At 70.0% G+C, this 25,491-nt stretch carries 26 protein-coding genes, 1 pseudogene and 1 riboswitch; of the genes and pseudogenes, 12 read left to right on the forward strand and 15 right to left on the reverse strand.

The features are described 5' to 3' along the window. Positions 1–1,056, reverse strand: a complete 1,056-nt coding sequence (locus tag AB0H56_RS00285; RefSeq protein WP_357155790.1) for a fused (3R)-hydroxyacyl-ACP dehydratase subunits HadA/HadB — start codon at positions 1,054–1,056, stop codon at positions 1–3. Positions 1,057–1,155: 99 nt separating this feature from the next. Further along, positions 1,156–3,420 carry a hypothetical protein gene (locus AB0H56_RS00290; RefSeq protein ID WP_357155792.1) on the reverse strand — a complete coding sequence of 755 codons (2,265 nt, stop codon included), beginning with the start codon at positions 3,418–3,420 and terminating at the stop codon, positions 1,156–1,158. Positions 3,421–5,075: 1,655 nt separating this feature from the next. Here AB0H56_RS00290 and AB0H56_RS00295 point away from each other — a divergent pair. Together AB0H56_RS00295 and AB0H56_RS00300 are read left to right on the forward strand one after the other, a co-directional pair. Next, complete coding sequence (locus AB0H56_RS00295; RefSeq protein WP_357155794.1) at positions 5,076–5,510, forward strand: DUF3151 domain-containing protein; 435 nt, start codon at positions 5,076–5,078, stop codon at positions 5,508–5,510. 22 nt (positions 5,511–5,532) lie between these two features. Continuing rightward, positions 5,533–6,699: an FUSC family protein gene (locus tag AB0H56_RS00300; RefSeq protein WP_233001158.1), complete on the forward strand. Its 1,167-nt coding sequence runs from the start codon at positions 5,533–5,535 to the stop codon at positions 6,697–6,699. 3 nt (positions 6,700–6,702) lie between these two features. Here the strand turns inward: AB0H56_RS00300 and AB0H56_RS00305 are convergent, their stop codons facing one another. From AB0H56_RS00305 to AB0H56_RS00315, 3 genes are all read right to left on the reverse strand, one after another. Further along, the gene (locus AB0H56_RS00305; RefSeq protein WP_357155796.1) at positions 6,703–7,560 is read right to left on the reverse strand and encodes a glycosyltransferase; all 858 of its coding nucleotides are present in this window, start codon (positions 7,558–7,560) and stop codon (positions 6,703–6,705) included. A gap of 81 nt (positions 7,561–7,641) precedes the next feature. After that, complete coding sequence (locus AB0H56_RS00310) at positions 7,642–8,430, reverse strand: site-2 protease family protein (protein ID WP_110037609.1); 789 nt, start codon at positions 8,428–8,430, stop codon at positions 7,642–7,644. Continuing rightward, entirely contained in the window at positions 8,427–9,056 is a 630-nt protein-coding gene (locus AB0H56_RS00315; RefSeq protein ID WP_357155798.1) for a hypothetical protein, read from the reverse strand. The genes AB0H56_RS00310 and AB0H56_RS00315 overlap by 4 nt, the downstream gene beginning before the upstream one ends. 295 nt (positions 9,057–9,351) lie before the next feature. Here AB0H56_RS00315 and AB0H56_RS00320 point away from each other — a divergent pair, with 295 nt between their 5' ends. The 3 genes from AB0H56_RS00320 to AB0H56_RS00330 all read left to right on the forward strand — a co-directional run bounded on the left by AB0H56_RS00320 (position 9,352) and on the right by AB0H56_RS00330 (position 12,474). Next, on the forward strand, positions 9,352–10,641 hold the full coding sequence (locus AB0H56_RS00320; protein ID WP_233001154.1) for an adenylosuccinate synthase: 1,290 nt from the start codon (positions 9,352–9,354) through the stop codon (positions 10,639–10,641). A gap of 233 nt (positions 10,642–10,874) precedes the next feature. Then, complete coding sequence (locus AB0H56_RS00325; protein ID WP_357155800.1) at positions 10,875–11,729, forward strand: hypothetical protein; 855 nt, start codon at positions 10,875–10,877, stop codon at positions 11,727–11,729. A 556-nt stretch (positions 11,730–12,285) separates the two neighbouring features. Next, positions 12,286–12,474, forward strand: a complete 189-nt coding sequence (locus AB0H56_RS00330; protein ID WP_357155802.1) for a hypothetical protein — start codon at positions 12,286–12,288, stop codon at positions 12,472–12,474. 112 nt (positions 12,475–12,586) lie between these two features. On the opposite strand, the gene AB0H56_RS00335 is transcribed toward AB0H56_RS00330, so the two are convergent. Genes AB0H56_RS00335 through AB0H56_RS00345 form a run of 3 tightly spaced genes read right to left on the reverse strand, consistent with a single transcriptional unit; the run spans position 12,587 to position 14,343 of the window. Further along, positions 12,587–13,405: an alpha/beta hydrolase gene (locus AB0H56_RS00335; protein ID WP_357155804.1), complete on the reverse strand. Its 819-nt coding sequence runs from the start codon at positions 13,403–13,405 to the stop codon at positions 12,587–12,589. Positions 13,406–13,462: 57 nt separating this feature from the next. After that, the gene (locus AB0H56_RS00340; RefSeq protein ID WP_357155805.1) at positions 13,463–14,026 is read right to left on the reverse strand and encodes an MGMT family protein; all 564 of its coding nucleotides are present in this window, start codon (positions 14,024–14,026) and stop codon (positions 13,463–13,465) included. 32 nt (positions 14,027–14,058) lie between these two features. After that, positions 14,059–14,343, reverse strand: a complete 285-nt coding sequence (locus AB0H56_RS00345) for a hypothetical protein (protein ID WP_357155807.1) — start codon at positions 14,341–14,343, stop codon at positions 14,059–14,061. A 61-nt stretch (positions 14,344–14,404) separates the two neighbouring features. Between AB0H56_RS00345 and AB0H56_RS00350 the strand changes: the two genes are divergently transcribed. Beyond that, complete coding sequence (locus AB0H56_RS00350; protein ID WP_357155808.1) at positions 14,405–15,907, forward strand: PLP-dependent aminotransferase family protein; 1,503 nt, start codon at positions 14,405–14,407, stop codon at positions 15,905–15,907. Here AB0H56_RS00350 and AB0H56_RS00355 read toward each other — a convergent pair. Together AB0H56_RS00355 and AB0H56_RS00360 are read right to left on the reverse strand one after the other, a co-directional pair. Further along, the gene (locus tag AB0H56_RS00355; RefSeq protein WP_357155810.1) at positions 15,894–16,235 is read right to left on the reverse strand and encodes a hypothetical protein; all 342 of its coding nucleotides are present in this window, start codon (positions 16,233–16,235) and stop codon (positions 15,894–15,896) included. The two genes, AB0H56_RS00350 and AB0H56_RS00355, sit on opposite strands and share 14 nt — an antisense overlap. A 78-nt stretch (positions 16,236–16,313) precedes the next feature. Next, on the reverse strand, positions 16,314–17,405 hold the full coding sequence (locus tag AB0H56_RS00360) for a CaiB/BaiF CoA-transferase family protein (protein WP_357155811.1): 1,092 nt from the start codon (positions 17,403–17,405) through the stop codon (positions 16,314–16,316). Positions 17,406–17,531: 126 nt separating this feature from the next. On the opposite strand from AB0H56_RS00360, the gene AB0H56_RS00365 reads away from it, so the two are divergent. Then, positions 17,532–18,014: a DUF456 domain-containing protein gene (locus AB0H56_RS00365; protein WP_357155813.1), complete on the forward strand. Its 483-nt coding sequence runs from the start codon at positions 17,532–17,534 to the stop codon at positions 18,012–18,014. Here AB0H56_RS00365 and AB0H56_RS00370 read toward each other — a convergent pair whose 3' ends face one another. Beyond that, positions 18,015–18,881 (reverse strand): amidohydrolase family protein, encoded by an 867-nt coding sequence (locus tag AB0H56_RS00370; protein WP_110037598.1) that lies wholly within the window; start codon positions 18,879–18,881, stop codon positions 18,015–18,017. A gap of 50 nt (positions 18,882–18,931) precedes the next feature. Continuing rightward, positions 18,932–20,284: an FAD-dependent oxidoreductase gene (locus AB0H56_RS00375; protein ID WP_357157768.1), complete on the reverse strand. Its 1,353-nt coding sequence runs from the start codon at positions 20,282–20,284 to the stop codon at positions 18,932–18,934. A 300-nt stretch (positions 20,285–20,584) separates the two neighbouring features. Between AB0H56_RS00375 and AB0H56_RS00380 the strand changes: the two genes are divergently transcribed. The 5 genes from AB0H56_RS00380 (at position 20,585) to AB0H56_RS00400 (ending at position 23,673) form a co-directional block, all read left to right on the forward strand. After that, positions 20,585–21,043 (forward strand): hypothetical protein, encoded by a 459-nt coding sequence (locus AB0H56_RS00380; RefSeq protein WP_357155815.1) that lies wholly within the window; start codon positions 20,585–20,587, stop codon positions 21,041–21,043. 44 nt (positions 21,044–21,087) lie between these two features. Beyond that, positions 21,088–21,205, forward strand: a riboswitch (SAM riboswitch). A 17-nt stretch (positions 21,206–21,222) separates the two neighbouring features. Next, the gene (locus AB0H56_RS00385; RefSeq protein ID WP_357155816.1) at positions 21,223–21,639 is read left to right on the forward strand and encodes a rhodanese-like domain-containing protein; all 417 of its coding nucleotides are present in this window, start codon (positions 21,223–21,225) and stop codon (positions 21,637–21,639) included. Positions 21,640–21,649: 10 nt separating this feature from the next. Next, positions 21,650–22,858 carry an O-succinylhomoserine sulfhydrylase gene (locus AB0H56_RS00390; protein ID WP_357155818.1) on the forward strand — a complete coding sequence of 403 codons (1,209 nt, stop codon included), beginning with the start codon at positions 21,650–21,652 and terminating at the stop codon, positions 22,856–22,858. A 45-nt stretch (positions 22,859–22,903) separates the two neighbouring features. Beyond that, entirely contained in the window at positions 22,904–23,443 is a 540-nt protein-coding gene (locus AB0H56_RS00395) for a hypothetical protein (RefSeq protein WP_357155819.1), read from the forward strand. Between the two features lie 23 nt (positions 23,444–23,466). Further along, a complete protein-coding gene (locus tag AB0H56_RS00400; protein ID WP_357155821.1) occupies positions 23,467–23,673 on the forward strand; it encodes a hypothetical protein in 207 nt (68 codons plus the stop codon). Here AB0H56_RS00400 and AB0H56_RS00405 read toward each other — a convergent pair. The 3 genes and pseudogenes from AB0H56_RS00405 to AB0H56_RS00415 form a co-directional block, all read right to left on the reverse strand. Then, on the reverse strand, positions 23,670–24,068 hold the full coding sequence (locus tag AB0H56_RS00405) for a type II toxin-antitoxin system VapC family toxin (RefSeq protein WP_357155822.1): 399 nt from the start codon (positions 24,066–24,068) through the stop codon (positions 23,670–23,672). The genes AB0H56_RS00400 and AB0H56_RS00405 overlap by 4 nt on opposite strands. 92 nt (positions 24,069–24,160) lie before the next feature. Next, positions 24,161–24,316: pseudogene (locus AB0H56_RS00410) on the reverse strand (type II toxin-antitoxin system prevent-host-death family antitoxin); the annotation flags it as partial. Positions 24,317–24,393: 77 nt separating this feature from the next. Beyond that, complete coding sequence (locus tag AB0H56_RS00415; RefSeq protein ID WP_357155824.1) at positions 24,394–25,491, reverse strand: SPFH domain-containing protein; 1,098 nt, start codon at positions 25,489–25,491, stop codon at positions 24,394–24,396.

Genomic DNA, 25,491 nt, shown 5'->3' on the forward strand with positions numbered 1-25,491 from the left:
TCAGGTGAGGCGGATGTCTGCGACCGCGCGGCCGAATAGCTTGCGGCCCTCGGAAACTCCGCTCAGCAGCACGGTGGCCGCGCGCCGCTCCGGGTCGATCGACTTGATCTTGCCCGAGAACTCGATGACGCCCGGCTCGGTCGGCGGCACCGGAACGAAGCCGGAGAACCGCACGGCCAGCTTCTCGATCGCGGTGGGATCGCCGAGCCAGTCGGTGAGGTACTGCGCGGTCAGGCCCATGGTGAGCAGGCCGTGGGCCACCACCGTCGGCAGGCCGGCCAGTTCGGCGGCGCGGTCGCTGAAGTGGATCGGGTTCGGGTCACCGGAGACGCCCGCGTAGTTGGCGAGGTCGCCACGGGTCACCCTGGCGACTCCCGACGGGAGTTCGCCGCCCTTGACGAGCGAGTCGAATTCCGGGGTGGTGTTGACCGGCGCGAACTCGCGCTGCGCGGCCTCGGGGGCCGGGCCGGTGCGGCGGATCAGCAGATCGTCGGTGTCGAGGCCGGCCGTTTCGGCCGGACGCGGCTGCATGCTGATGTTCTCGACGGCCTCGACGATGTTCGGGTCCACCTCGACGCCGCGGCGCGCCACGATGGTGGTGGTGCCCTGCACGGCGGTCTGGCCGTCCTGGTTGATCAGCTTGAAGCCGACGTTGACGAAGTCGTTGTCGCCGAACTGGCGGATCGACTCGATCTCGATCTCGGTGCTGATCCGGTCGCCCGCCAGCATCGGGCGGTAGATCTCGAAGACCTGGTCGGTCTGCAGGACCTGCGACAGGTCGTACTCGGTGAGCACGCTGTCGAGCAGCGCCCTGGTGGCGCTCATGCCGATCACCGAGGCGAAGGTCGGCGGCGCGATGATGCCGTCGTAGCCGAGCTTGCGGGCGTCGACTTCCTGGTGATGGGCGGGGTGCAGATTCTGCACGGCCCTGGCGAATTCTCTGATCTTCTCGCGGCCGACTTCGTAGTGGTCGCGGAATCCGAAGCGCTGGCCTGCCAGCGTCGCACCCGGGACCACAGCTTCGGTGCCCGGCGACACTGTCTGTTCCCTGCTCATGATCCGAAAAATGATAATGGAGTACCCAAGTGAATGACCAGTTATGTGTGACCCGTCATAGCAGGCAGGAATGCCTGCTACGACGGGTCGACGGCCGGTTCACGGAGTCGCCGTGGGGTCGCACACCTTCCAGTCGCCATCGGTGAGCTGCAGGTCGAAGGTCCGCGCGGTCTTCTTCGCCGGGTCGGCCGAGGTGTACACGGTGGCCTCGGCGAGCGCGGTGTCACCGGTGATGCGGACCGCGTTCACGCTGTCGACCACCGGGATGGAACCGCGCTCGGTCGAGAGCTGATGCACGCCGGTGAACTGTTCGGCCGTGATGCCCTGATAGAACTCGTGCAGCTCGCCACAGGTGCTCGCGCGCAGGCCATCCAGGTCACCGCTGCGCAGCGCGTCGGCGTAGGTGCCGATCGCGGTCCGCACCTGTCCCTCCGGCGAATTGTCGCCCGACATCAGCGCCACCACGGTCGCGATCAGCGCCACCACCAGCACCGCGGCGCCCGCGGCGGCCAGCAGCCACTTCTTCGAACGGCCCGGAGCCTTGCCATCGGCGGGCTGCGGCGCCTCGATCCGCTGCGGCTGCGCGACCTGCCGTTGACCGTCGGGCGCGCCCTGCTGGGTGCCGCGGGGACCCTGCTGGTCGGCGCCGAGGAGTCCGGCTTGCTGTGCGCCGCCTGGACGGGGTCCGCCCTTCTGGAGGTCTGCGCGTTGGCCCTGCGGGCCTGGTCCGCCTTGCTGGCCCCCCTTGCCTGGTCCGGCCTGCGCCTGACCGGGGCCGCCCTGCTGGCCGGGACGACCGGGTCCGTCCTGTGGATGCCCCTGGCGGTTGCCGTCGGCGAGTTGCTGGGCGGGGCGGGTCGGCTGGATGTCGGCGGGCGAGGGGGCCGACGCCGGCTTGTTGGGCGCGCTCGGTCCACGCGGCGGCGACGGCTGCGTCTCCTCGACACCCGGGCCGTGCGGTCCGTGCTGCTGCCCCGCCTGTCGCGGCCCGGCGGGCCCGCGCGGCGTGTTCGGCGGCGGCGTCACCGCGCGTCCACCCGGCGGCGGCACGACCCGATCGGAGACCCGCTGGATCGGCATGGCGGTGGTCGGCGCGTCGGCCGGGTTCACCACCCGCATGGCGATCGTCTGATCGTCGGCCCCGGCGACCTCGCCCTCCTTCAGCGAAGCAGCGCCACCAGCCACGCCTGCACCATCGGCTCCAGCGTCACCCGGACCGCCGGTCCCGGTCGTGGTCGCACCGCCTGTTCCGGCTGTGCGCGCGTCGCCGGTCCCGGTCGTGGTCGCACCGCCTGTTCCGGCTGTGTGCGCGTCGCCGGTCCCGGTCGTGGTCGCACCGCCTGTTCCGGCTGTGTGCGCGTCGCCGGCTCCGGCTGTGCGCGCGTCGGTGGTTCCGGCCGTGCTCGCGTCGGCCGCTCCGGCTGTGTCTCGCTCCGTGGTGCGCGCCTCGGAGCGAGCGTCCGCGGACTGCGGGTCGGCGGCGTCGTCGGATCCCTTCGCCTGCCCGGCGTCGTCGCCACGCGTCCCGGCGCCGGAATTCCCGCCGCGACTGTCGCTCGCCGCCGCACCCACCGCGGCCGCGCCTACGCCTGCCGCGGCCGCAGCCGCAGCGGCCGCACCGGGGCGCCGCCCCGACCCGCCGGGTTCGCTCGCTTCCGCGGCGCCGGGAGCCTGAGAATCACCGCCACTGCGGTCGGCGGCGCCTGCTTCGCCATCGACGCTCTTCGTCGACTGCGATGTACCGCCGGTCTCGGCCGCGGTCTGGAACTTGTGGGTCGCCTCGACATCAGTGGATCGCGAAGTACCTTGGCCGACAACAGATCCGCTGACAGTGGGCGCGTCGTCGCCGGCGGTGTCCTCCGTGGCGACGGATGTGGTTGCGTCGGTGCCTTCCGACCGGGTGGACGCGCGGTCGCCTTCGGCAGCCGCACGATCCGTCGCCTCGGGCGAGGTCGCGGCGGCGTCAGCGTTCGGCTCACCTGCCGCGTCGTCCGAGCGATCGTCGCGATCCGCGCCCGCCGCCGCGGCGCCGACCACCGCGGCACCGGCTGCCGCCGCGCCCGCTGCCGATTTCGCGCCCGGCTTCGGGTCCGGCGAGGGGCGGTCGACCTCGCTCATGCCCGCGGTCGGCACGTCGGCCTGCGCGGCCTTCGACTGCGCGGTGGAGACCTTCACAGTGCGGTCGTCGACCGAACCACCTTGCGGGGTAGACGATTTCCCGCCCGGAATACGCATCGCCGTGGTCGGCGCGTCCGGACCGGCGAGATCGCCCTGCCGAGCGGCCCGGCCACCGTGGCGGACGGTGTCCTCCGCGTTGTCGCGCCCCGAGTCGCCGCCGGGCAAACCCTTCGACAGTCCAGCCAAAGGAGACGCGGCCGTCGAATCCTGTTCCTGCGCAGCCTGTCCGGTACCGGAATCATCGGGGCCCCGGCGTTCGCCGCCGGCAGCGCCCCCGGTAGGCGCCCCTCCGGTCCGATCCGGACTTTGGGCGGCAGGACGATGACCGCCAAGCTGATCCCGTTGACGCGCAACCCCTTCCGGCCCCTGCGGGCCCCGGGGCGTGTTGCCTGCACCTTCGGCCTGCAGCCCCCGGGGCGTGCCTGCATCTTCGCTCTGCGGACCTCGGGGCGTGTTGCCTGCACCTTCGGCCCGCAGTCCCCGGGGCGTGCCTACACCTTCGCTCTGCAGCCCCCGGGGCGCGTTGCCTGCGCCTTCGGCTTGGGGCTCGCGGGGCGGGTTGCCTGGGACGGTGCCCTGCCCGCCGCGCGGTGCGTTCCCCTGGCTGGAGGACTGGGAGCTTCCGGGTGTGTTGCCGACGCCGGCCGCGTTCGCGGGACCGCCAGGTCCCCCAGGGGCGTTTCCGGAACCGCCGTGTTGCGGCCGTCCGAACCCGCCGCCCTGGGGCCCGCCGGGCGCGTTGCCGGGTCCACCCGGCTGGGGGCGCCCGGGTGTGTGGGCGGGCCCGGCGTTTTCGGGTCCGCCGGACTGTGGGCGGCCGGGTGTGTAGGCGGGGCCGGCGTTTTCGGGACCGCCGGGCTGCGGATGGCTGGGTGTGTTCGCGGGTCCACCGGCACCGGGCGCGTGGCCTGGGCGCTGCGGGCCGGGCGGGTTGCCGCGGCCCGCGCCTCGCGGCGGGACGCCAGGTCCGCCTGGGCGCATGCCGCCGGGGGTGTTGCCGGGCGCGCCTGAAGGCTGTTGTCCGACAGAGCTGTTCCTGCGATTCACCGGCTGAGCGCGGCGAGGCTGCTGCCCCGCTGGGCCGGCGGGCGACGGCTGACCGGGACGGCCGCCGGGTGCATGCCGGCCCGGACCGCCGCCGGACACCTGCTGGCCCGGACCGGCCGGGGACTGCTGGCCATGACCGCCGGGTGCCTGCTGGCCTGGAGCACCGCCGGACACCTGCTGGCCGGGTCCGGCCGGAGACTGCTGGCGAGGGCCGCCGGGTGCCTGCCGACCGGGGCCGCCGGGTGCCTGCCGGCCGGGACCCTCAGGCGCGCCGGGTGCCTGCTGCCCGGAGCCGCCGGGCACCTGCTCACCAGCCGCACGCCCGGGCCCGCCCTGACCCTGCGGACCACCCTGATTCCCGGAGTTGCCGGGACCACGCCCGCCCTGGGCGGAAGGTCCACCGGCGGGGTTGGCGAACTGCGGTCCACCGGGCGGGTTTCCGGGACGTCCTGCGGTCGATCCGGGCCGGATGACCACCGTCTCCGCAGTCCCCTGCGGCACGGTCTCCCTGTCCGGTTCGGTGACCGCCCCCGGGGTCGACTTGGGTGTGGTCCCACCGGGTGCTGTCTTGTCGGTGCTCGACGAATCGGCGCCGCCCTGCCGGGGCGCGCCGGGGTCGGCAGGCCGGGCTGCCGGGTTGTTCTCGTCGGTCGGGTCGGACACCTAGTACCCCTCGCTCAGGCTTGAACGTTCCACTCGCACGTCAGCCTAATGCGCGCCGCGCGGCGGAGTTCGCCGATCGCCCCGTGGCGGGCCGGGCGACGGGCGTTGGCGGCGCGGTGCACAATGAATCCATGACCTCCTTCGGTGACCTGCTCGGACCGCAGCCGGTCCTCCTTCCGGAACTGATCGACGCCGAAGACGCCATCGCGGCGGGCACCGACCCGGTCGAGGTCGCCGCTGCGCACCCGGCCGCGTCGATCGCCTGGGCCCAGCTCGCCGAGAACTCCCTGCAGCGGGCCGACGGCGAGGTGAACCACGATGTGATCGCCGCGTACGCGTTCGCGCGCACCGGCTACCACCGCGGCCTGGACCTGCTGCGCCGCAACGGCTGGAAGGGTTTCGGCCCCGTCCCGTGGAACCACGAGCCCAACCAGGGCTTCCTGCGCAGCGTCGGCGCGCTGGCCAGGGCCGCGAAGGTGATCGGCGAGACCGAGGAATACGCCCGCTGCCTCGACCTGCTCGAGGACTGCGACCCGAGGGCCGCGACCGAACTCGGCCTGGACTGACCCGGCCGGATCCGAGTCGTAGGTGAGCGATTCCCACTCCGTCGTCGCCGCGGCCACCCCGGTAGTCACGGCCGCCAGGGACAGCACCGTCGACCGTTTCAAGCGGTCCTCGGTGCGTTTGCGGCTGTCGGCGATCCCGATCATCCAGTGTTCGCTCGGCGCGGCACTGGCCTGGTTCATCGCGCACAACGTGATCGGCCATCCCGATCCGTTCTTCGCGCCCACCGCCGCGATCGTCTCGATCGGCATCTCCTTCGGCGCCCGGCTGCGCCGCTCGGTGGAGCTGGTGGTCGGCGTCGCGGTCGGCATCGGCATCGGTGACCTGTTCATCGCGCAGGTCGGCACGGGTGTCTGGCAGGTGGGGCTGGTCGTCGCGGTCGCGATGGCGCTGGCGGTGTTCCTCGACGGCGGGTCGATCATCTCGATCCAGGCGGCGGGTTCGGCGGTGCTGGTGTCGACGCTGAGCCAGGCGTCGGCGGCGGGCCCGAGCCGCATGATCGACGCGCTGGTCGGTGGCCTGGTCGGGGTGCTGATGGTGGGCCTGATCCCGCTGCACCCGGTGCGCAGGGCCCGCGAACACGCGGCCGACGTGCTGTCGGTGATGAGCAAATCCATGATCACCTGCGCCGACGGTCTGCTCGAACAGAACTCGGACAAGGTGCACGAGGCGCTGTCCGCGGTGCGCGCGACGCAGTCGCAGATCGATTCGCTGCGCTCGGCGCTGGAGGGCGGACGCGAGGTCAGCCGGATCTCCCCGCTGTACTGGAATTCGCGCCAGCGCCTCGAACGCATCCGCTCGGCGGCCGATCCGCTCGACAACGCCGTCCGCAACACCCGTGTGCTGCTGCGTCGTTCGCTCACCCTGGTCCGTGACGACGAGGTCCTCGATCCGCGCCTGATCGACCTGGTCGACCAGCTCGGCAACGCCACCGACGTGGTCCGCCGGATGATGCTCGCCGATCCCGGCGAACAGCCGGATCAGGCCGAGGCCGCCCGCGCCCTGCGCAGCGTGGCGAAGAAGGCCAGTCCCGATCTGGTGGCGGGCGCAGGCCTTTCGGCGCACGTGGTGTTCGCGCAGATCCGGTCGATCGTGGTGGATCTGATGGTGGTGTGCGGGATGCAGCGCATCTCGGCGATCGCGCTGCTCCCGCCCACCGTGCCCAATCCGTATGTGACGCCGGAGGACTGACCGTCAGTCGCCGACGGGGGAGACCCGCGGCCTGCCCGGACGCAGCGAGAACCGCTTGCGGTCGAAGTCCCATGCCCGGTAGATCGGCCACTGGGAGGTGTGCATCAGCCACGCGCCGGTGATCACTGCCCGGTGGAACGGCACCACGTTGTAGCCCTGGTTGGCGATGGTCTGCAGCCCGCGCAGCTGGTACTTCCACCAGATCGTCGGCGGGGTCTGGCGGCGGCGCGCGGAGATCTCGGCGCGCAGCTGCGGGAGCTGATCGATGCGCAGCTTGGCCTTGGTCAGGCACAGCGCCAGGTCGAGGTCTTCGTGCAGATCGCGCCGGGTGGTGGTGGCCGGGAGCACCTGCTCCCACGCGGAACGGCGGATCGCCATATTGGCGCCGTGCACATTGCCGACGGGCTGGTTCTTGATCAACCCGAGCCGCTGCTGCCCGCCGATGGCCGCGGCGAGGAAGAACCCGATCGGGGAGTCGTGGTAGGTGCTGATGCCGGTGACCGCCACGGTGCCGGGGTGCGCGTCCAGGTGGGCGCGCACGGTGGCGCCCCAGTCGGGCGCGACGAGGGTGTCGGCGTCGATGCGGCCGAGGTAGTCGCCGCGCGCCTTGGCGAAGCCGGCGTTGCGCGCGTGCGCGACGCCGGGCTCGGGCTCGTCGATCAGTTCGATCTTCGGATGTCGGCTCGCCAGTTCGGCGACGATCTCTCTGGTGCCGTCGGTGCTGCCGTTGTCGACGACGATGATCTCGTCGATCGCGTCCTGACCGACCAGGCGCTCGAGGCAGGCGGTGATGCCGGCCGCTTCGTCGAGCGCCGGGATGATGACGGACAGGACAGGGGGCGAGTTTTCAGTGGTGCCCATGCGCGCTTCCGTTCCGGGGTCGTGAAATGCCCGGCTCAGGCTAGTGCACGTCGGGGTGGCTCGCGATGCGAGTCGTGCGGGTCAGCGCCAGAACCGGGTCAATTGGCTGCCGTACGCAGCCCAGACATCAGGTACCCCGGAAAGCCCGAACAATGCGTACACACCGTCGAAGAAAACCCTGCTCAACGGTGTGAAGAAGATGACGGCGAACAGGATCAGCATGCCGTAGGGCTTGATCTGGTCGAGCCCGCGCCGGGTCTCGTAGCTGAGCGAGGGCTCGATGATCCCGTATCCGTCCAGGCCGGGCACGGGCAGGATGTTCAGCAGGAACGCCGTGATCTGCAGGAATGCCAGGAAGCTGAGCCCGAGCCAGAACGCGCCGTGCTCCTGCACCGACCCGAACATCCGGATCACCACCAGCAGCACCACCGCGCACAGCCCGTTCGAGGCCGGTCCGACCGCGCTGACCAGCCGCTGCACCCCCGCGCTGAAGCGGGAGGTGTCCAGGTACACCGCGCCGCCGGGCAGGCCGATGCCGCCGAGCGCGATGAACACCAGCGGCAGCCCGATGGAGAGCACCGGATGGCTGTACTTCAGTGGGTTGAGTGTGAGATATCCCCGCATCTCCACTTCGTGGTCGCCCGCGCGCCACGCGACGTAGGCGTGCGCGAACTCGTGCAGACACAGGCTGACGACCCACCCGGCCACCACCAGGACGAACACGCCGATCTTGGCCCGCACCGAATCGAGGTCGGCGTCCCAGGCCAGGGCGCCACCGGCCACGGTGATCAGCACGATGAGCAGGAAGACCGGGCTCGGACGCACGGCGCTGTGGCCCGTCCGGCGGCCCGGGGTGAACGAGTAGGTCATCGCACCAGCAGCCAGGGTTGTTCGAATCGGTAGAAGGTCGAGCGCGGCACCTTGCGCTCGGTGGTGATGCCGTCGCGGGTGACGATGGCGCCGGGGGTGCCGAGCTGCGCGGCGCGCCCGGACACCCAGGTGCGCTTGCGCAAGCCCTTGCGCACCCGCGCGCGGACGCCGGGCATCGTCATCGTCGGCGAGATCAGCATCGTGTTGACGATGCCGCTGAACAGCAGCGTGTCGTCGACATAGGCCTCACCCTCGAGCTTGGCGCCCTCGAGCCCGGTGATGCTCGCGCGGCCGACCAGCACGGTGCCGGTGTCGTCGCGGATCAGCGGCGTCTCGATGGCGCGGCCTTCCAGCGCGATCTTGGCGGCGGCGTTGCCGGTGGCGGTCTGATAGACCCGCGAGGCGTAGGTCGTCTCGACCGGCACGAAACCCACCTCGACGTGCAGCCGCTCGGTGCGCATCAGATGGGTGAGCACGGCGGCGAGGCTGGCGTCGGAGCCGAGCACGATCAGCCGCGGCAGGCTGTCGGCCGCGAGTACCGGCAGCAGTTCGTCGATCACGGCGGTGTCGGGTAGCTGTTCGGTCTGGGTGGTCGGCACCGAACTGAGCGCGATCGGGACCGGCATGTCACCACATCGGAGAACGTGGGTACTCAAACTGCGGTACACCCTCCTCGGTTCGGCCGACGGTGTGTCGCCCACAAGCACACGGCAATACCCCCTGCCGACAGGTAACCGTAACCGATAGTGGCGTCCGGGGCGGGCGGGGGTGGCGCACCGGGCAGGGCAGGTCGGGTGGCTCTGAGCAGGCGTCGGCTAGAATGTGTCTCCGGCAACCGCCTCAGTGACTGGACGCGCTGCGTCCTACGGCAGGTAGCTGCAGTACGTAGCGTGCTGCCGTCGATCTGTAGGAGACTCCGAAATGCCGGCAATCGTCCTCATCGGTGCCCAATGGGGCGACGAGGGTAAGGGCAAAGCTACCGACCTGCTCGGCGAGCGGCTGCAGTGGGTGGTCCGCTACCAGGGCGGCAACAACGCCGGCCACACGGTCGTCCTCCCCAACGGCGACAAGTTCGCGCTGCACCTGATCCCCTCCGGCATCCTCACCCCCGGGGTGAAGAACGTCATCGGCAACGGTGTCGTGGTCGATCCCGGCGTGCTGCTCGACGAGCTCGCCGGACTGGAGGAGCGCGGTGTCGACACCACCGGCCTGCTGCTCTCCGCCGACGCGCACCTGATCATGCCGTACCACGTGGCCATCGACAAGGTCGCCGAGCGCTTCCTCGGCAGCCGCAAGATCGGCACCACCGGCCGCGGCATCGGCCCCTGCTACCAGGACAAGGTCGCCCGCGTCGGCGTCCGCGTGGCCGACGTGCTCGACGAGAAGATCCTCACCCAGAAGGTCGAGGCCGCCCTGGAGTTCAAGAACCAGGTGCTGGTGAAGATCTACAACCGCCGCGCGCTCGACCCGCAGCAGGTGGTGGACGAGGTGCTCGAGCAGGCCGAGTCGTTCAAGCACCGCATCGCCGACACCCGCCTGGAACTGAACCTGGCGCTCGAGCGTGGCGACACGATCCTGCTGGAGGGCTCGCAGGGCACCCTGCTCGACGTCGACCACGGCACCTACCCGTTCGTCACCTCGTCGAACCCCACCTCGGGTGGCGCGGCGGTCGGCTCCGGCATCGGCCCGAACAAGATCGACACGGTGCTCGGCATCCTCAAGTGCTACACCACCCGCGTCGGCTCCGGCCCCTTCCCGACCGAGCTGTTCGACAACTTCGGCGAGTTCCTGGCCAAGAACGGCGGCGAGGTCGGTGTCACCACCGGACGCGCCCGCCGCTGCGGCTGGTTCGACGCGGTCATCAGCCGCTACGCCACCCGCGTCAACGGCATCACCGACTACTTCCTCACCAAGCTCGACGTGCTCTCGGGTCTGGACACCGTGCCGATCTGCGTCGCCTACGAGATCGACGGCGAGCGGGTCGAGCAGATGCCGACCACCCAGACCGAGTTCCATCACGCCAAGCCCGTCTACGAGGAGATGCCCGGCTGGTGGGAGGACATCTCGCACGCCCGCACCTTCGAGGAGCTGCCTGCCAACGCGCAGGCGTACGTGCTCCGGCTGGAAGAGCTCTCGGGCGCGCGCATCTCGTGCATCGGCGTCGGCCCCGGCCGCGACCAGACCATCGTCCGGCACGACGTGCTCGGCTGAGTTTCCTTCGCGAACAGCCCCTTCCCGTTCTCGGGGAGGGGCTGTTTTCGCAGCTCACTCCCCGACACGCGCGAGTGATGTCGACTCGCTATCGATTTGACAGCATCCGCTCGGCAACCGCTATCGTCGCTGCGCGGCGCGCGGGGACGTGCCGCGTTTTCCTGAGCGTGTGAGTGGGTGTGTGCGGCGTGAACCGTCGGTCCGATGATGTGAACATTTCGACGGTGCGGCGCGTGGCCCGCCCCCTGGTGGGCGTTCTGCCGATGGCGTTGGCCGTCGCCTGCGCCGGTGTCGCGGTGGCGGTACCGCAGCCGGGAGTCACCCAGCCGCCCGTGCAGCCGGGCATCAACACGCCGGCACCGGCCGACGAGGGCCGTTCCGACCTCGGCGATTTCGATGGTCCCGAGACGCTGCAGAAGCTCGCGCCGGAGCGTCCCGAATCCCGCCCGGTGCCCGAGTACACCACCCCGCCCCCGCCGGTCGTCATCGAGGAACTGCACCTCCCCGAACCGGTCGAACCCGTGGCTCCGATCGCCCCGCCCCCGCGCACGCTGCGCGTCGGTGACTTCACCAGCCCGGTCCCGGACGAGGTGCCCGACGACATCCTCGCCGGCGTGAACACCACCGCCGCCGACGCCGAAGCCGCCATCGCGACCCAGGGTCGCTCCATCGGCATCAACCCCAGCCGCTCCGACAAGATCGCCGCCGCGACGGTCGGCGGCGCGCTGGCCGGTGCGGCGATCGCGGGTGTCCCGGCCGCCGCTGTCGGCGCCGTGGGCGGTGGCTTGATCGGCGCCGGAATCGGCGCGGGCGTCGGCTTTGCCGTCGGCGCGGCGGGCACCGCGGGCGCGACCGCGATCCTCGCCGGCGCGGCCGCGATTCCTACCGCGGGCGCCGGCGCCGTCGGCACCATCGTCGGCGGCTTCGTCGCGGCCTGGCCCATCGCCGCGGCGACCACCGGCGCTGGCGCCGCCATCGGCGCCGGAGTCGGCGCCGCCGCGGGAGCCGCGGCCCTCGGCATCCCCGCCGCCGCGGCGGGTGCCGTGGCCGGCGGTGTACTCGGCAGCGGTTACGGCGCAACCCTCTAGCCGCCGACCGGACTACAACCCGTGCAGCCAAGGTCACGCGCAGCCTCGATGCGGCGATCCCAGACGCTGGGAGCCGGCGTCGCTTCGGGAGCCGCTGCCGTGCGAGCCTGCGGCTGAGGCGTCATTCCGGGGCTGGCCGGGCGGTGCAGCAGGCAGTCCACGGCCGTGCGGCCCGAGGTGGCGATCCAGGTGCCCTTGCCGGCGCCGCTGGCCAGTCTCGGAAGCTGTGGGTGCGCTTGTGGCGTGCTCGTCAGTATGGGGGACTGTCGTGGTGAGCGAGGTCGCGGACGTCGTACAACCGCCATCGCCTGGCGGAGGCCGCCTTGTCAGTGGCGAGAACGAGCGAGGTGGATGGTCGACGGTGTGGTTGGCCAGGCGGGGTGCGCCAGGTGGTCGGGTGGCGTCGGGTCGGCGGTAGTAGCGTCGAGGCGGGTCGGGATGGAGGTGGCTGATGTCGGTGCGTGTGGGGTTCGCTCTCGCGGCGTTTGCTGCTGTCGCGGTGTTGCCGGGGTGCGGGGCTTCAGAGGAACCTGCTCCGCCGCCGAGCGCTTCGCCGGTGCGGACGGTGGCGCCGCCCGCGCAGACGCTCGTGCCCTCGCAGCAGCGCAACGAGCGGATCCGCGGGATGCTCTACACGGCGGGCTGCACCAGCAATGCCTGCGTGCAGACCTACTTCGCCTGCATGGACGGCTACCTCACCGGCGAACCGTGCCAGTTCTATCGGGACCATCCACCGCCTCCGTGAACGAACCGCCGAGCGGACCCGGCCGACCTTCCGCTCGGCAGGCGGGCTCAGTGACTCCGCCGCCCGATTGCCGCGTCAGTCGACTCATCGGCCCAGTGGCGAATCGCCTGACCTATCTTGTGCGCGTGAGGAATTCCCCGGCGGCGGGTGCGAGGACGGAGATCTTCGGGGTGTGGCTCATGCCCGGCAGCTCGACGAACTCGGCATTGGGCAGTGCTTCGGCGGCCGCCTTGGCGGCAGTGGCGAGGAGCAGGGCCGTGCGATCGCCCGCGAGGACGAGAACGGGCACTGTGACCCCACTCCAGTCGGCGGGGTCCAGTTTGCGGCCGCGCATGTAGGGCTTCATCACCGCCCAGTCGTGCGCGGTCGAATTCGACGTCGCGGCAAGGGATTTCCAGAACGGCGTGACCCGCATGGCGGTGACCATCAGCCACGGCATGCCCATGGCCTTGCTCATGTAGTACCGCACCGTCTTGTTCCGCTTGCCCGCGGCGATCATCGGATGCAGCTTGGCTTCCAGATCCTGCGGCGGCACATGATGTTTCGGGTCGACGACGAACGGCGGCTCGAACGCGACCACCGCGGTGACACCCGGCACGTTCGCCGCGGCGAGCAGTGCCAGCACGGCACCCGAGGACCAGCCGAACAGCGCCGCCTCGCCACTGGCCACCTCGACCAGCGCCGCGATATCGGCGATCTCGTTGGCCACGTTGTAGACGCCGGGCGAGTCCGCGCTGTCGCCGCGGCCACGCCGGTCGTAGTTGATGACCGTCAGGTCGAAGTCGGAGGCCAGGGTCTGCGCGAGCTCGACCATGGTCGGGAACTCGCGATGGCTGAAGGCGCCACCGATCAGGATGACCGTCCCCGCGGTGCCATCGCCGACCCGATCGTAGGCGATGGTGGTGCCGTCGGCCGACGTCACTGTCTGCATGGTGGTTCCTCTCGATGCCGGGTCAGCACTCGACGGTACGCGACGAGTCCCCGCAGATCAGAACAGCATCGGCTCGCCGAAGCCCGGTGTGCGCTCGATCTCCAGCAGCCGCGCCTTGGTCCCGATCCCGCCCGGCGCCGAGAACCCGTGCAGCGCGTGATCGGCGGCCAGGACCCGATGGCAGGGCACGATCAGGGGAATGGGATTGCGCCCCAGTGCCTGCCCGACGGCCTGGGCCGAGCCGGGCGCGCCGAGGCGGGTGGCGATGTCGCCGTAGCTGAGCGTTCGGCCGGGGTCGATGTCGCGGGTCACCGCGTAGACGGCGCGGTGGAACTCGGGCGTCTCGCGCAGGTCGATCGCGATCCAGCGCAGCGGGTCGAGCGAGCCGGCCAGGTGCGCCCGGATGCCGGCGATCGCGGTGGTGATCGCCGGACCCGGTTCGCCTTCGTCCACCGGCAGGCCGCCGAGTGGCCTGGTGATGCGCGCGAGGGTCTGTTCCTCACTGGCCTCGGGCAACTGGAACCGCACGACGGTGTCGCCGTGCCAGGCGATCGCGCACAGGCCGATCGCCGTGTCGAACAGCGCCGCGGCGACCGGTTCGGTCCTGGTTCCGGAACTCATGCAGGACAGTGTGCGCCGACCCGGTGACAGATTCACGCAGCGAGGGGTCCACGCCGACCGGCCTTGAGAGGTCCAGTTTTCGGCAACTGGACTGGACTGTCCGCGGTGGCCGCGCTCGGCGCGGTGTCGACCGCGCCCTCGTGCACGCGCATGGCATCCAGATCTCGATAAAGGCGCTGGTCATCATAGGTTCCGAAGGCGCGGTCGTGGGGCAGGTACTGGAACGGCCAGAACGGCAGTTCCCCGCGCTTCGGGGAGAAGTGATAGACCGCGAACCCGAAAGCAACGGCGACGGCGAGGGCGAGGAAAGTGGTCATAGCGCAAGAATCCTCCGACTGGCCTTGCCGATAAATATCCACTTACGGAATACTGGACTTCATGGCGACAAGAGTGATCGGCGCGTCGGGCCTGGCCCGCGACCTCGGCCGGTGGCGCGACCCCGAACCCGACGGCGATTCCCCGGAGCGCCGTCCACACCGGCCCGCCTATCTGGCGCTGGCCGAGGCCATCCGGCTGCTGATCCACGACGGTCGCGCCCCGCTCGGCGTCGCGCTGCCCAGCGAACGCGACCTGGCCGCGACGCTCGGTGTCAGCCGCACCACCATCACCTCCACGTACTCGCTGCTGCGCGAGCACGGCTACCTGATCAGCAGGCAGGGTTCGCGCAGCACGGTGGCGCTGCCGCCCGCGGTCGCGCACGACGGCGCCAAGCCGACGCGCGGAATCATGGCGCTGATGGCCCAGCCGGAACTGCCCACCATCGACATGACCTACGCCGCGATGTCGGCACCACCGGAACTGCACGACGCGTATTCCATGGCGCTGCAAGGCATTCCGGCCTACCTCGGCACTCATGGCATGGATCCCGTCGGCGTGCTCGCCCTGCGGGAGGCGCTGGCCCGCCGCTACACCGCGCGCGGCCTGCCCACCGAACCCGACCAGATCCTGGTGACGCTCGGCGCGCAGCACGGCCTGCGGCTGTTGCTCAATGTCCTCACCTCGCCGGCCGCGCGCGTGCTGATCGAGCACCCCAGCTACCCGAACGCCATCGAGGCGATCCGCGATGTCGGCGCCCGCCCGATCCCGGTGCCGCTGCGGCCCGAATTCCCGCAGGCCGGTTGGGATCTCGACGGGTTGCGCAGTACGGCGCGGCAGACCGCGGCGACACTGGCCTACCTCGTCCCCGACTTCAACAACCCGACCGGGCTGTTGCTCGGCGAGGAGGGGCGCGCCGAACTGGCCGCCATCGCCCGCGACACCAGGATGACCATCGTGGTCGACGAGTCGATGAGCGATCTGAACCTGTCCGACGTGCCGATGCCGCCGCCGGTCGCCGCGTTCGCCAAGGGCTCGGAGATCATCACGATCGGCTCGGCCTCGAAGTCGTTCTGGGGTGGTCTGCGGGTCGGCTGGATCCGCACCAATCAGGCGCTGATAACCAAGCTGCTCGGCATCCGCTCCACCGTCGACCTCGGCACGCCCGTGATGGACCAGCTGGCCACGATCCACCTGCTGGAGAACGCCGAACCGATCCTGGATCGGCGCCGCGAGCAACTGCGCGCCCAGCGCGCCACCCTGCTCGACGCCGTCGCCGAGGACCTCCCCGGCTGGCACATCGCGCCGGGCGCGGGCGGCATGTCGGTCTGGGCGCAGCTACCGAGCCCGGTCTCCACCGCGCTGGCGGCCACCGCCCCCAATCACGGCGTATTGCTCGCGGCCGGACCACGTTTCGGTGTCCAGGGCGCCTTCGAGCGGTTCCTGCGCCTGCCGTTCACCCACCCCGAACCCGACCTGCGCCTGGCCGTGAAATCCATCGCCGCGGCCTACGAGGCGCTGACTCCCCGCGCCGCCGACCCACTGCAACCGCTCACCTGCTACTGACCCGCGCGCAGCCTGCCGCGTCCGAGGCGGGCCGCACGCTCTCGTACCCGGCGCCGAGCATGAACAGCGTCGAGACCACGACGGCCACCGTGATCAGCGGGACCGCGACGGCACTGCGGGGCGACGGATGCCGGAACAGCAGCACCAGCAGGGTCAGCAGCGCGAGCGTGCAGGCCAGCAGCAGCCCGGCCGCGAGCCCGCTGAGCGCGCCGACCGCCGCCGGCACCGAGCCGCCGGCGTGACAGGGAGATTCGAGCATCGCCTCGGCCACGGCGAACAGGAGCAGCGCGGCGCCGAAGGTGGTGGCCGCGGTGATCGCGGCGAGCACCTTCGGTGGCCGGCGGCCGGTGCGGATCCGAGCCCTGTCGTCGATAGCTGGTGAGACTACCGACGACAGGTCGGGAAATCAGTCAGCCCAGACCGATTCGATCGGTGTCGTCTCCGACGGCGGCGGCGTCGGGGTGCCGCTCGGCGTGCGCGAGAAGCGCGGCGCGGGCGCGTGCTGGACGACGCCCTCGATGTCGATCAGGCCGGTGCGGGCCACGATGTGCGGGTTCTGCTCGGCCTCGGTGAACGTCAGCACCGGCGTGGTGCAGGCGTCGGTGCCTTCGAAGATCGCGGCCCACTCGTCGCGGGTCTTGGTCTTGAACTTGTCCGCGAACAGCTTGCGCAGCTGTTCCTGCCCGTTCGGGTCGAGCTGCATCGGCAGGCCATCGGGGTCGATCTCCAGACCCGCCAGCAGCTGGGCGTAGAACTGCGGCTCGATCGCGCCGACGGCCATGTACTTGCCGTCGGCGGTCTCGTAGGTGTCGTAGAAGGCCATGCCGGTGTCGAGCAGGTTGGTGCCGCGCTCGTCGGACCACAGGCCCACTCCGCGCATGCCCCAGATCATGTGCGAGAGGGCGAGCGCGCCATCGACCATCGCGGCGTCGATCACCTGACCCTTGCCCGAGGTCTGCCGCTCGACCAGCGCGGCGAGCACGCCGAACACCAGGAACATCGAGCCGCCACCGAAGTCGCCCACCATGTTCAGCGGCGGCACCGGGCGCTCACCCTTGCGGCCGATGGCGTTGAGCACACCGGTCAGCGAGATGTAGTTGATGTCGTGGCCGGCGCGATCGGCGAGCGGACCGTGCTGGCCCCAGCCGGTCATCCGGCCGTAGACCAGGCGCGGATTGCGGGCGAGCGCCTCGTCGGGGCCGAGGCCCATGCGCTCGGTGACGCCGGGGCGGAAGCCCTCGAGCAGCACGTCGGCCTTCTCGACCAGGTCGAGGATCTTGGCGACGTCGGCGGGGTCCTTCAGGTTGGCCTCGACAATGGTCCGGCCACGCCACTGCGGGCGTTCCATGAAGCCGGGCATCATGCCCGCGCGCTGCACGCGGACCACGTCGGCGCCGAGATCGGCCAGCAGCAGCGCGGCATGCGGGCCCGGCCCGATGCCGGCCAGCTCGATGACCTTGACGCCCGCGAGGGGCCCCGTCTTGTCGGTGGTGCTCACACCTGACCTCTGTTCCTCATCGAACGGTATTGACACTCTGACAATAGCGTCGGGATGGCGGGCCCGGTAGGGCATGGGCGAGAATTCCGGTGGCGCGACCCGGCGCCGTAATGGGAGGACCAAGTAGTGAGCGTGTGGGGTGAGGTCATCGTCGGCCTCGTCATTCTGGTCGGTCTCGTCGGCGTGATCGTGCCGATCCTGCCCGGCATCATCCTGATCTTCGCCGCGATCGCGGTGTGGGCCTTCCTGACCGGCGGCACGGCCGCGTGGACGGTGTTCGCGATCGCCACCATCGCGCTGGTCATCTCCGGCGTCGTGAAATACACCTGGCCGGGGCGGCGGATGCGCGAGGCGGGGGTGTCGAACCGGGCGTTGCTCGTCGGCGCGATCCTCGGCGTCGTCGGATTCTTCGTCATCCCGGTCGTCGGCCTGTTCATCGGCTTCGTGCTCGGCGTGTACCTGGCCGAGCTGTACCGCTTGAAGACCAACGAGCTGGCCTGGCCCGCGACGGTGCACGCGCTCAAGGGCGTCGGGCTGTCGATGCTGGTGGAACTGTTCGGCGCGCTGCTCGCGTCCGGCGTCTGGCTCACCGGCGCCATCCTGGCCTGATCACTCGATGATCGGCAGCGGGCGGGTCGGATCGCCCGCACCGGGCAGGTCACCGCGCGGAATCGGCACGGTCGGGTTGTCGGTGCGGGGGATCGGCATCGTCGGCAGCGGGTCGGCGGCCGAGCGCGCCACCGCGGGCAGGCGGTAGGCCGCGCGGGCGTTGTCCTCGAGCACCGCGTGCAGGTCGGCGCCGACGACCTGGCAGATCAGGTCGACGTCGGCGTCCTCGAACGGTCTGCCCGCGCGGGTGCCGGGCAGGTCGGTGCCGAACATGAGCGCACCGGGGTTGACGGCGTGGACGCGGCGCAGCGTCTCGGCCACGTCCATGTCGACCCGGCCGAACCCGGTCGCCTTCACCCTGGCCCCGCGATCGACCAGGTCGAGCAGATACGGCAGGCCCTCCTCGGACATGCCGAGGTGGTCGATGGAGAGCGCGGGCAGTTTCGAGATCACCGGCTGCAGCGAGGCCAGCATCTGGCCGTCGATGTAGAGCTCCACGTGCCAGCCCGCCAGCTCGTGCGCGCGCAGGGCCTGCACGGTCATCTGGGTGATGTCGGCGGCGGCGCGCTTGAGGTTGAACCGCAGCGCGCGCACCCCGGCCCGGTCCAGTTCGAGGATCTCCTCGTCGCTGGCGTCCAGGTCGAGCCGGGTGACCCCGACCCAGCCCTCGCCGAGCGCGGCCAGCGCGGCCTTCAGGTAACTCTGGTCTGTCCCCTGGAACGATGCGCTGACCACCGCACCACCGCGAACATCGAAGTGCGCCATGCGCTTTCGATAGTCCGCGATGGTGTAGGGGTCAGGCAGGTAGCCTTCGTTCTCGATCAGCGGGTACCGCGGATCGATGATGTGGACGTGCGCATCGAACACGTGTATCAGGATGCCTCACCCGACCCCGAACCGGCGAGTCAGGGAGTGCGTCAGACCTTGTTCGGCTCGGACGCGCGCAGCATGTCCTCGCGCTCCACGACCTTCACGCGCTCGCGGCCCTCGGGCTCGCCGAGTGCCCGCTCGTGCGCGTCGAGGCGGTACCAGCCCGCCCACGTGGTGAACGGGATGCCCTTGCCCTCGAGGAACTCGGTGACGGCCTCCGGCTCCGGCTTGGCGGCCGGGGTGAAGTCCTTGGCGTCGTCGAGCAGGCAGGCGATGGTCTCGTTGGCGTCGCCCTTGGTGTGGCCGATGAGGCCGACCGGGCCGCGCTTGATCCAGCCGGTCACGTAGGTGGCCGGCATGAAGCGGGCCGAGCCCTCGGCGGTCTCGTCGGCGAGCACGCGACCGGCCTCGTTCGGCACGGTGCCAGCCTGGTCGTCGAACGGCAGCTGGGTGATGTTCTGCGACAGGTAACCGACGGCGCGGTAGATCGCCTGCACGTCCCACTGCTTGAACTCGCCGGTGCCCTTGACGTTGCCGGAGCCGTCGAGCTGGGTGCGCTCGGTCTTGAGACCGACGACCTTGCCGTCCTCGCCGATGATCTCGGCCGGCGACTCGAAGAAGTGCAGGAACAGCTTGTGCGGGCGGTCGCCCTGGTCGCGGATGGCCCACTGCTCCAGGGTGTTGGCGACCATGTCGACCTGCTTGGAGTTGCGGCGCGCGGCCTCGGAGCCCTCGTCGTAGTCGATGTCCTCGGGATCGACGATGACCTCGATGGTCGGCGAGTGGTCGAGTTCGCGCAGCTCGAGCGGGGTGAACTTGGCCTGCGCCGGGCCACGACGGCCGAACACGTGCACCTCGACGGCCTTGTTGGCCTTGAGGCCCTTGTAGACGTTCGGCGGGATCTCGGTCGGCAGCAGCTCGTCACCGGTCTTGGCCAGCACGCGGGCCACGTCGAGGGCGACGTTGCCGACACCGAGGACGGCGACCTTCTCCGCGTCCAGCGGCCACGAGCGCGGCACGTCCGGGTGGCCGTCGTACCAGGAGACGAAGTCGGCGGCGCCGTAGGAACCGTCCAGGTCGATGCCCGGGATCGGCAGCGCGCGGTCGGCGTTGGCGCCGGTCGAGAAGATCACCGCGTCGTAGAACTGACGCAGGTCGTCGAGGGTGATGTCGGTGCCGTAGTCGATGTTGCCGAGCAGGCGCACCTGGTCCTTGTCGAGGACCTTGTGCAGGGCGGTGATGATGCCCTTGATGCGCGGGTGGTCGGGCGCGACACCGTAGCGGATCAGACCGAACGGGGCGGGCATGCGCTCGTAGAGGTCGATGCTCACGTCGGCATCGGACTTCATCAACGCGTCGGCGGCGTAGATACCGGCCGGTCCTGCGCCCACGATCGCAATGCGGAGCGGGCGGGTGGTCGCGGTGTTCGCGTCAGGCCCGGAGGCGGCAGCCTGCGTACCCACGGAGGGCTCGCGAACATCGCCGGTGGACTCAGCACTCTGTTCGGTCATTTTCTACGCGCACCCTTTGGTCGATAACGTTTGACGGCGTCAACTCAGCCTAGGCTAACTTGACGATCCGGCTGTCGGCAGCTGCCTTCTCCCCGGCAGCGAGCCACACTTCTGGCGATTCTATCTGCGGCATCGTGGCCGTCCGGCGTGCGGTGTGGTCGCCGGCGCCGGGTCTGTCAGGATTACAGCATGAACGAGGAGCAAAAAGGGTCGGACGACCAGCCCATCGTGGTGGATCAGACCGACAAGCGTTCCATCGTCCCGTTCGTCGCGGCCGCGGTGATCGCGATCCTCGTGCTCATCGGCATCGTGCTCGGCGGGCTGCTCTCGCCCGCTGAGAAAAATGTCACAGAGGCCGATCGGCTCACGGCCGCTGTCTCCAACTATATCGACGCGCGCTCGCGCAGCGAGCTGCGTCCGCCGCCCGGTGTCGCCTGCCCCGGCTTCGACGAGGTGAAATCCGGCCTGTCCGAGCGGCTCGGCGGCCCGAAATCGGAAGTGACGGTCGACAAGAAGGGCTTCGACAAGGCGACCGTCAACGGTGACCGCGCCAAGATCGACGCCACCGTCCGGATCGGTGACACGTCCTCGACCAGCACCTGGAACCTGACCCGGGTCGACGGCGCCTGGCTGGTCTGCACGCCGTGACCGTTTGACACGGTGACCTGTGCCGGGGCAATCTCAGATCGCAAGGTCATGAGTGCCAGCGCCAAGCCCCGGCTCGCTGGTCGGCAACCCTCCTCCGCGGTGGGGTGCTCCGGGTGACGACCTGGCCGTGTGCTGGAACAACCACCACGGCAAGAGCGGATTCACGCAGGAGGTTCGACATGACTTACGCCGGCGACATCACCCCTGAGAAGGCGTGGGAGATCCTGACCGAGCATCCCGGCGCGGTGCTCGTCGACGTGCGCACCGAAGGCGAGTGGGCACAGATCGGCATCCCCGACACCAGCTCCATCGAGCGCCCGGCCCACTTCATCGAGTGGGTCGACGGCACCGGCGCCCGCAATCCCGAGTTCGCCGCCCAGCTCGCGCAGGCGCTGGCCGGACGGCCGGACGACGCGCCCGTGGTGTTCCTGTGTCGCTCCGGTCAGCGCTCCATCGGCGCGGCGACCGTGGCGACGGCGGCGGGATTCACCCCGTCCTACAACGTCCTGGACGGTTTCGAGGGCGGCCCCGACGCGTTCGGGCAGCGCGGCAGCGTCGGCTGGCGCGCGGTCGGCCTGCCGTGGCGTCAGGCATAAGGAGAAACGCATGATCACCGGTGGTTCGTTCGACAAGCCACTGCCCGAGGGAGTCGGCCCCGCCACGCTCGGTGTGCGCGGCGGCCTGCGCCGCTCCGGCTTCGAGGAGACCTCCGAGGCGCTGTACCTCACCTCGGGTTTCGTCTACGAGAGCGCCGAGGCGGCCGAGGCGTCCTTCACCGGCGAGGTCGAGCACTTCGTCTACTCCCGCTACGGCAACCCGACGGTCGCCATGTTCGAGGAGCGCATCCGCCTGCTCGACGGTGCCGAGGCCGCGTTCGCGACCGCGTCGGGCATGTCCGCGGTGTTCACCGCGCTGGGCGCGCTGCTGAAGGCGGGCGACCGGCTGGTCGCGGCGCGCAGCCTGTTCGGCTCCTGCTTCGTGGTGTGCAACGAGATCCTGCCGCGCTGGGGCGTCGAGACCGTCTTCGTCGACGGCGACGACCTCGAGCAGTGGGAGCAGGCGCTCTCGGTGCCCACCCAGGCCGTGTTCTTCGAGACCCCGGCCAACCCGATGCAGACCCTGGTCGACGTCCGCAAGGTCACCGAGCTGGCCCATGCCGCGGGCGCGAAGGTGGTGCTGGACAACGTCTTCGCCACCCCGCTGCTGCAGCGCGGCTTCGAACTCGGCGCCGACGTGGTGGTCTACTCCGGCACCAAGCACATCGACGGCCAGGGCCGCGTGCTCGGCGGCGCGATCCTCGGCGCCCAGGACTACATCGACGGCCCGGTCAAGAACCTGATGCGCCACACCGGTCCCGCGCTGAGCCCGTTCAACGCGTGGACCCTGCTCAAGGGTCTCGAGACGATGCCGCTGCGCGTGCGTCAGTCCACCGAGTCGGCGCTGCGGGTCGCCCGGTTCCTCGAGACCAGCAAGTCCGTGAACTGGGTGAAATACCCGTTCCTGGAATCACATCCGCAGTACGACCTCGCCACCGCGCAGATGTCGGGCGGCGGTACGGTGGTCACCTTCGAGCTCGCGGGCGAGGACGGCAAGAAGCGCGCGTTCGAGGTGCTGAACCGCCTGCGCATCATCGACATCTCCAACAACCTCGGCGATGCCAAGACGCTGATCACCCACCCCGCCACCACCACGCACCGCGCGATGGGCCCCGAGGGTCGCGCCACCATCGGCCTGTCCGACGGTGTCGTGCGCATCTCGGTCGGCCTAGAGGACATCGAGGACCTCCTCGGCGATCTCGACCACGCGCTGAGCTAGCTCGCTGAACCGCCGGATGGACTGGCGTGCTGCTAGTTTCGGGTGATGGACGCCGAAGAACTCCGGGCCTACTACGCCGAGAACGATCGACGCAGGCAGCGGGCGAAGGAGCTCTTCGACGAGCGCCCCTGGCTCTTCCCGCTCGCGGGTCCGCTCGAAACCTGGTCCGAGCGGACCATCACCGGCCCCGCCACCACGCTGCCGCTGCGTGAACAACACCGCGGCGCGTGGTCGGCGGAGTTCGGTTTCGCCTCGGCCATCGGCCTGACCGGAATCATGGGCCAGATCCTCGATCGCGCGGCGGCCGACGGCATCATCACCCTGCCCGAACCCGGCCGCATCGACTCGGCCTACTCCACCAGGCACGAGTACTACGAGACCACCGACGGCATCGGCTACGGCTTCTATCCCGCCCGCACGGACGAGTTGATCGTCTACAGCGGTTCCGCGGTGAAGTTCGAGGACATCGAGCACTGGCCGGAAGTCGGCCCGGCAGCGGCCGCGCGGGTGGTACGCACCGTGCTCGCCACCTTCGACACCCCACGCCCAGGCTTCCGGCAGGCGCCGTCGAACTGGCGTGGCTGATCTTTGGGCGGTGAAAGTGGCTGGTGCCGCTCGGCGCGGTGGCCACCGGCCTCCGCGACCCGGAATCCTTCTACGCCCAGAGTTCCTGGTGGGCGCGCCAATTGGCCAAAGCCAACGCCCGCCTCGGCTACGGCGGCCTCAACCTCCCCGAATCCACTCTCGGCGCCTCCGCCGAACACATCCTCGAAGCCCTCCGCCACCACCACCCCGACCTGCCTGTCCATCCCTAGGGGACAGGGTCGAACACCGCGAAGCCGAGCTGCTCGGCCACCGTCGCCATATTTTTGTCATGGGTCACGATGGTGAGGTCTTCCAAACCGCTCCGTAGAGCGGAAGCCAAATGGATCGCATCCAGCGTACGGATGTGCGAAATGATGGCCTCTGCTTCGTTGAGAACAGCGTGATCGATCGGGATGATGTCGATGTAGTCGATGATCCGATCCCGCTCGAGAACCGGCAGCCCCTCGCGACGGAGCACTCTGGTCATCTCGGTACGCAGCAACCGCGAGGAGATCACTCGACTGCCCTCGCCTCCCGCGGCCTCATCGAACCACTCGGCGGCCTCGGGCGAGTGACCGAGAATGATCCGGATCGCCACCGAGGTGTCGAGGTAGAAGGACCTCACCACTCGCCCTTCTCCGACTCCAGCAACTCGTCGATCGAGGCGGCCGTTCGGAGCTCATGACGGCGAATCGCCCTGGTATCGGGCCGCCCTGCCGCCTTGCGCGGAATGATCTGTGTCGACGACACGGCGGGCACGATGTACCCCACCCGATGGTTGTGCCGCGTCAACTCGTAGACCTCGCCCGACTCCACGTCGGCAACCATGGCAGACGGGTTCTGACGCAGCTCGCCGACGCTGATGGACTTCATAGCGCCAGTGTAGGCAGAATTGTCTACTAATGTCTACGAGGTTGGGTCGGGCGCCCCGTAGCGCCCGACCCGATGGCTCAGGCCTTGTCGACCTCGCCGTTGGACAGGGCCTTCTGGAGGGAGTTGAAGACGGTCAGGCCCTGGCCGACCATGCCGTTGACGAGTTCGCCGACGCCGTCGGGGCCGTTCAGGACGGTGAGGTTGGCGTTGGCGAGGCCGGTGGAGGCCTGCTTGACGATCTCGGGCAGCTGCTCGATGAGGAGCTGGTCGAGGGCGATGCGGTTGTTGGAGGCGGCGGCCTCGGCCTGGATGCGGGTGCGGTCGGCTTCGGCCTCGGCGAGGATACGGACGCGTTCCGCTTCGGCCAGTGCGGGTTTCACGACCTCGGCCTGCAGTTCCTGCTCGCGCAGTTCGGCGTTCTTGCGGGCCTGCTCGGCCTGCGCGGTGAGCACCTCCTGGCGGGCGATGGCGTCGGCGAGCGGACCCGCCTGTGCCGCTTCGGCATTGGCCTTGTCGATGTCGCGCTGATACTGCGCCTTGAGGATCGAGGTCTCGCGCTCGTATTCGGCGCGGCGGCGCAGCGACTCCTGCTCGGCCTCGGCGGCGCGTTGCGCGGCCTGGGCCTGGGCGATCTGGGCGTCACGCTGCACGGCCGCATTGTGCGGCGCGGCAAGGGCATTGATGTAGCCGAGATTGCCGTCGTCGATGGACTGGATCTGGAAGGAGTCGACCCACAGGCCGATGTTGCTCATCTCCACCTTCGAGGCGATCAGCACCTCGTCGGCGAGCTTCTGCCGTTCGCGGATGATCTCCTCGACGGTCATCGAGCCGACGATCGAGCGCAGGTGGCCGGAGAAGATGCGGCCGGTGAGCACCGACATCTCCTGCTCCTGCTCGGACAGGAAGCGCTGTGCCGCATTGACGATCGACTGCGTGTCGTTGGCGACCTTGAACGCGATCACCGCGCGCACATCCAGCTGGATGGCCTGCTTGGTGACGCAGCGTTCCCTGATCTCGGACTCGAACATGGCCAGCGAGAGGTAGCGGACCTTGCGGAACAGCGGGATCACCCAGGTGCCGCGGCCGATGACCACCTTGAACGGCGCGTTGTCCTTGGTCTTGGCGCCGCTGACCAGCATCGCCTCGTCGGGATCGGGAACGTGATAGCCCAGCAT

Origin of the sequence: Nocardia sp. NPDC050717 (assembly GCF_040654275.1) — a bacterium.
GTDB lineage: Bacteria > Actinomycetota > Actinomycetes > Mycobacteriales > Mycobacteriaceae > Nocardia.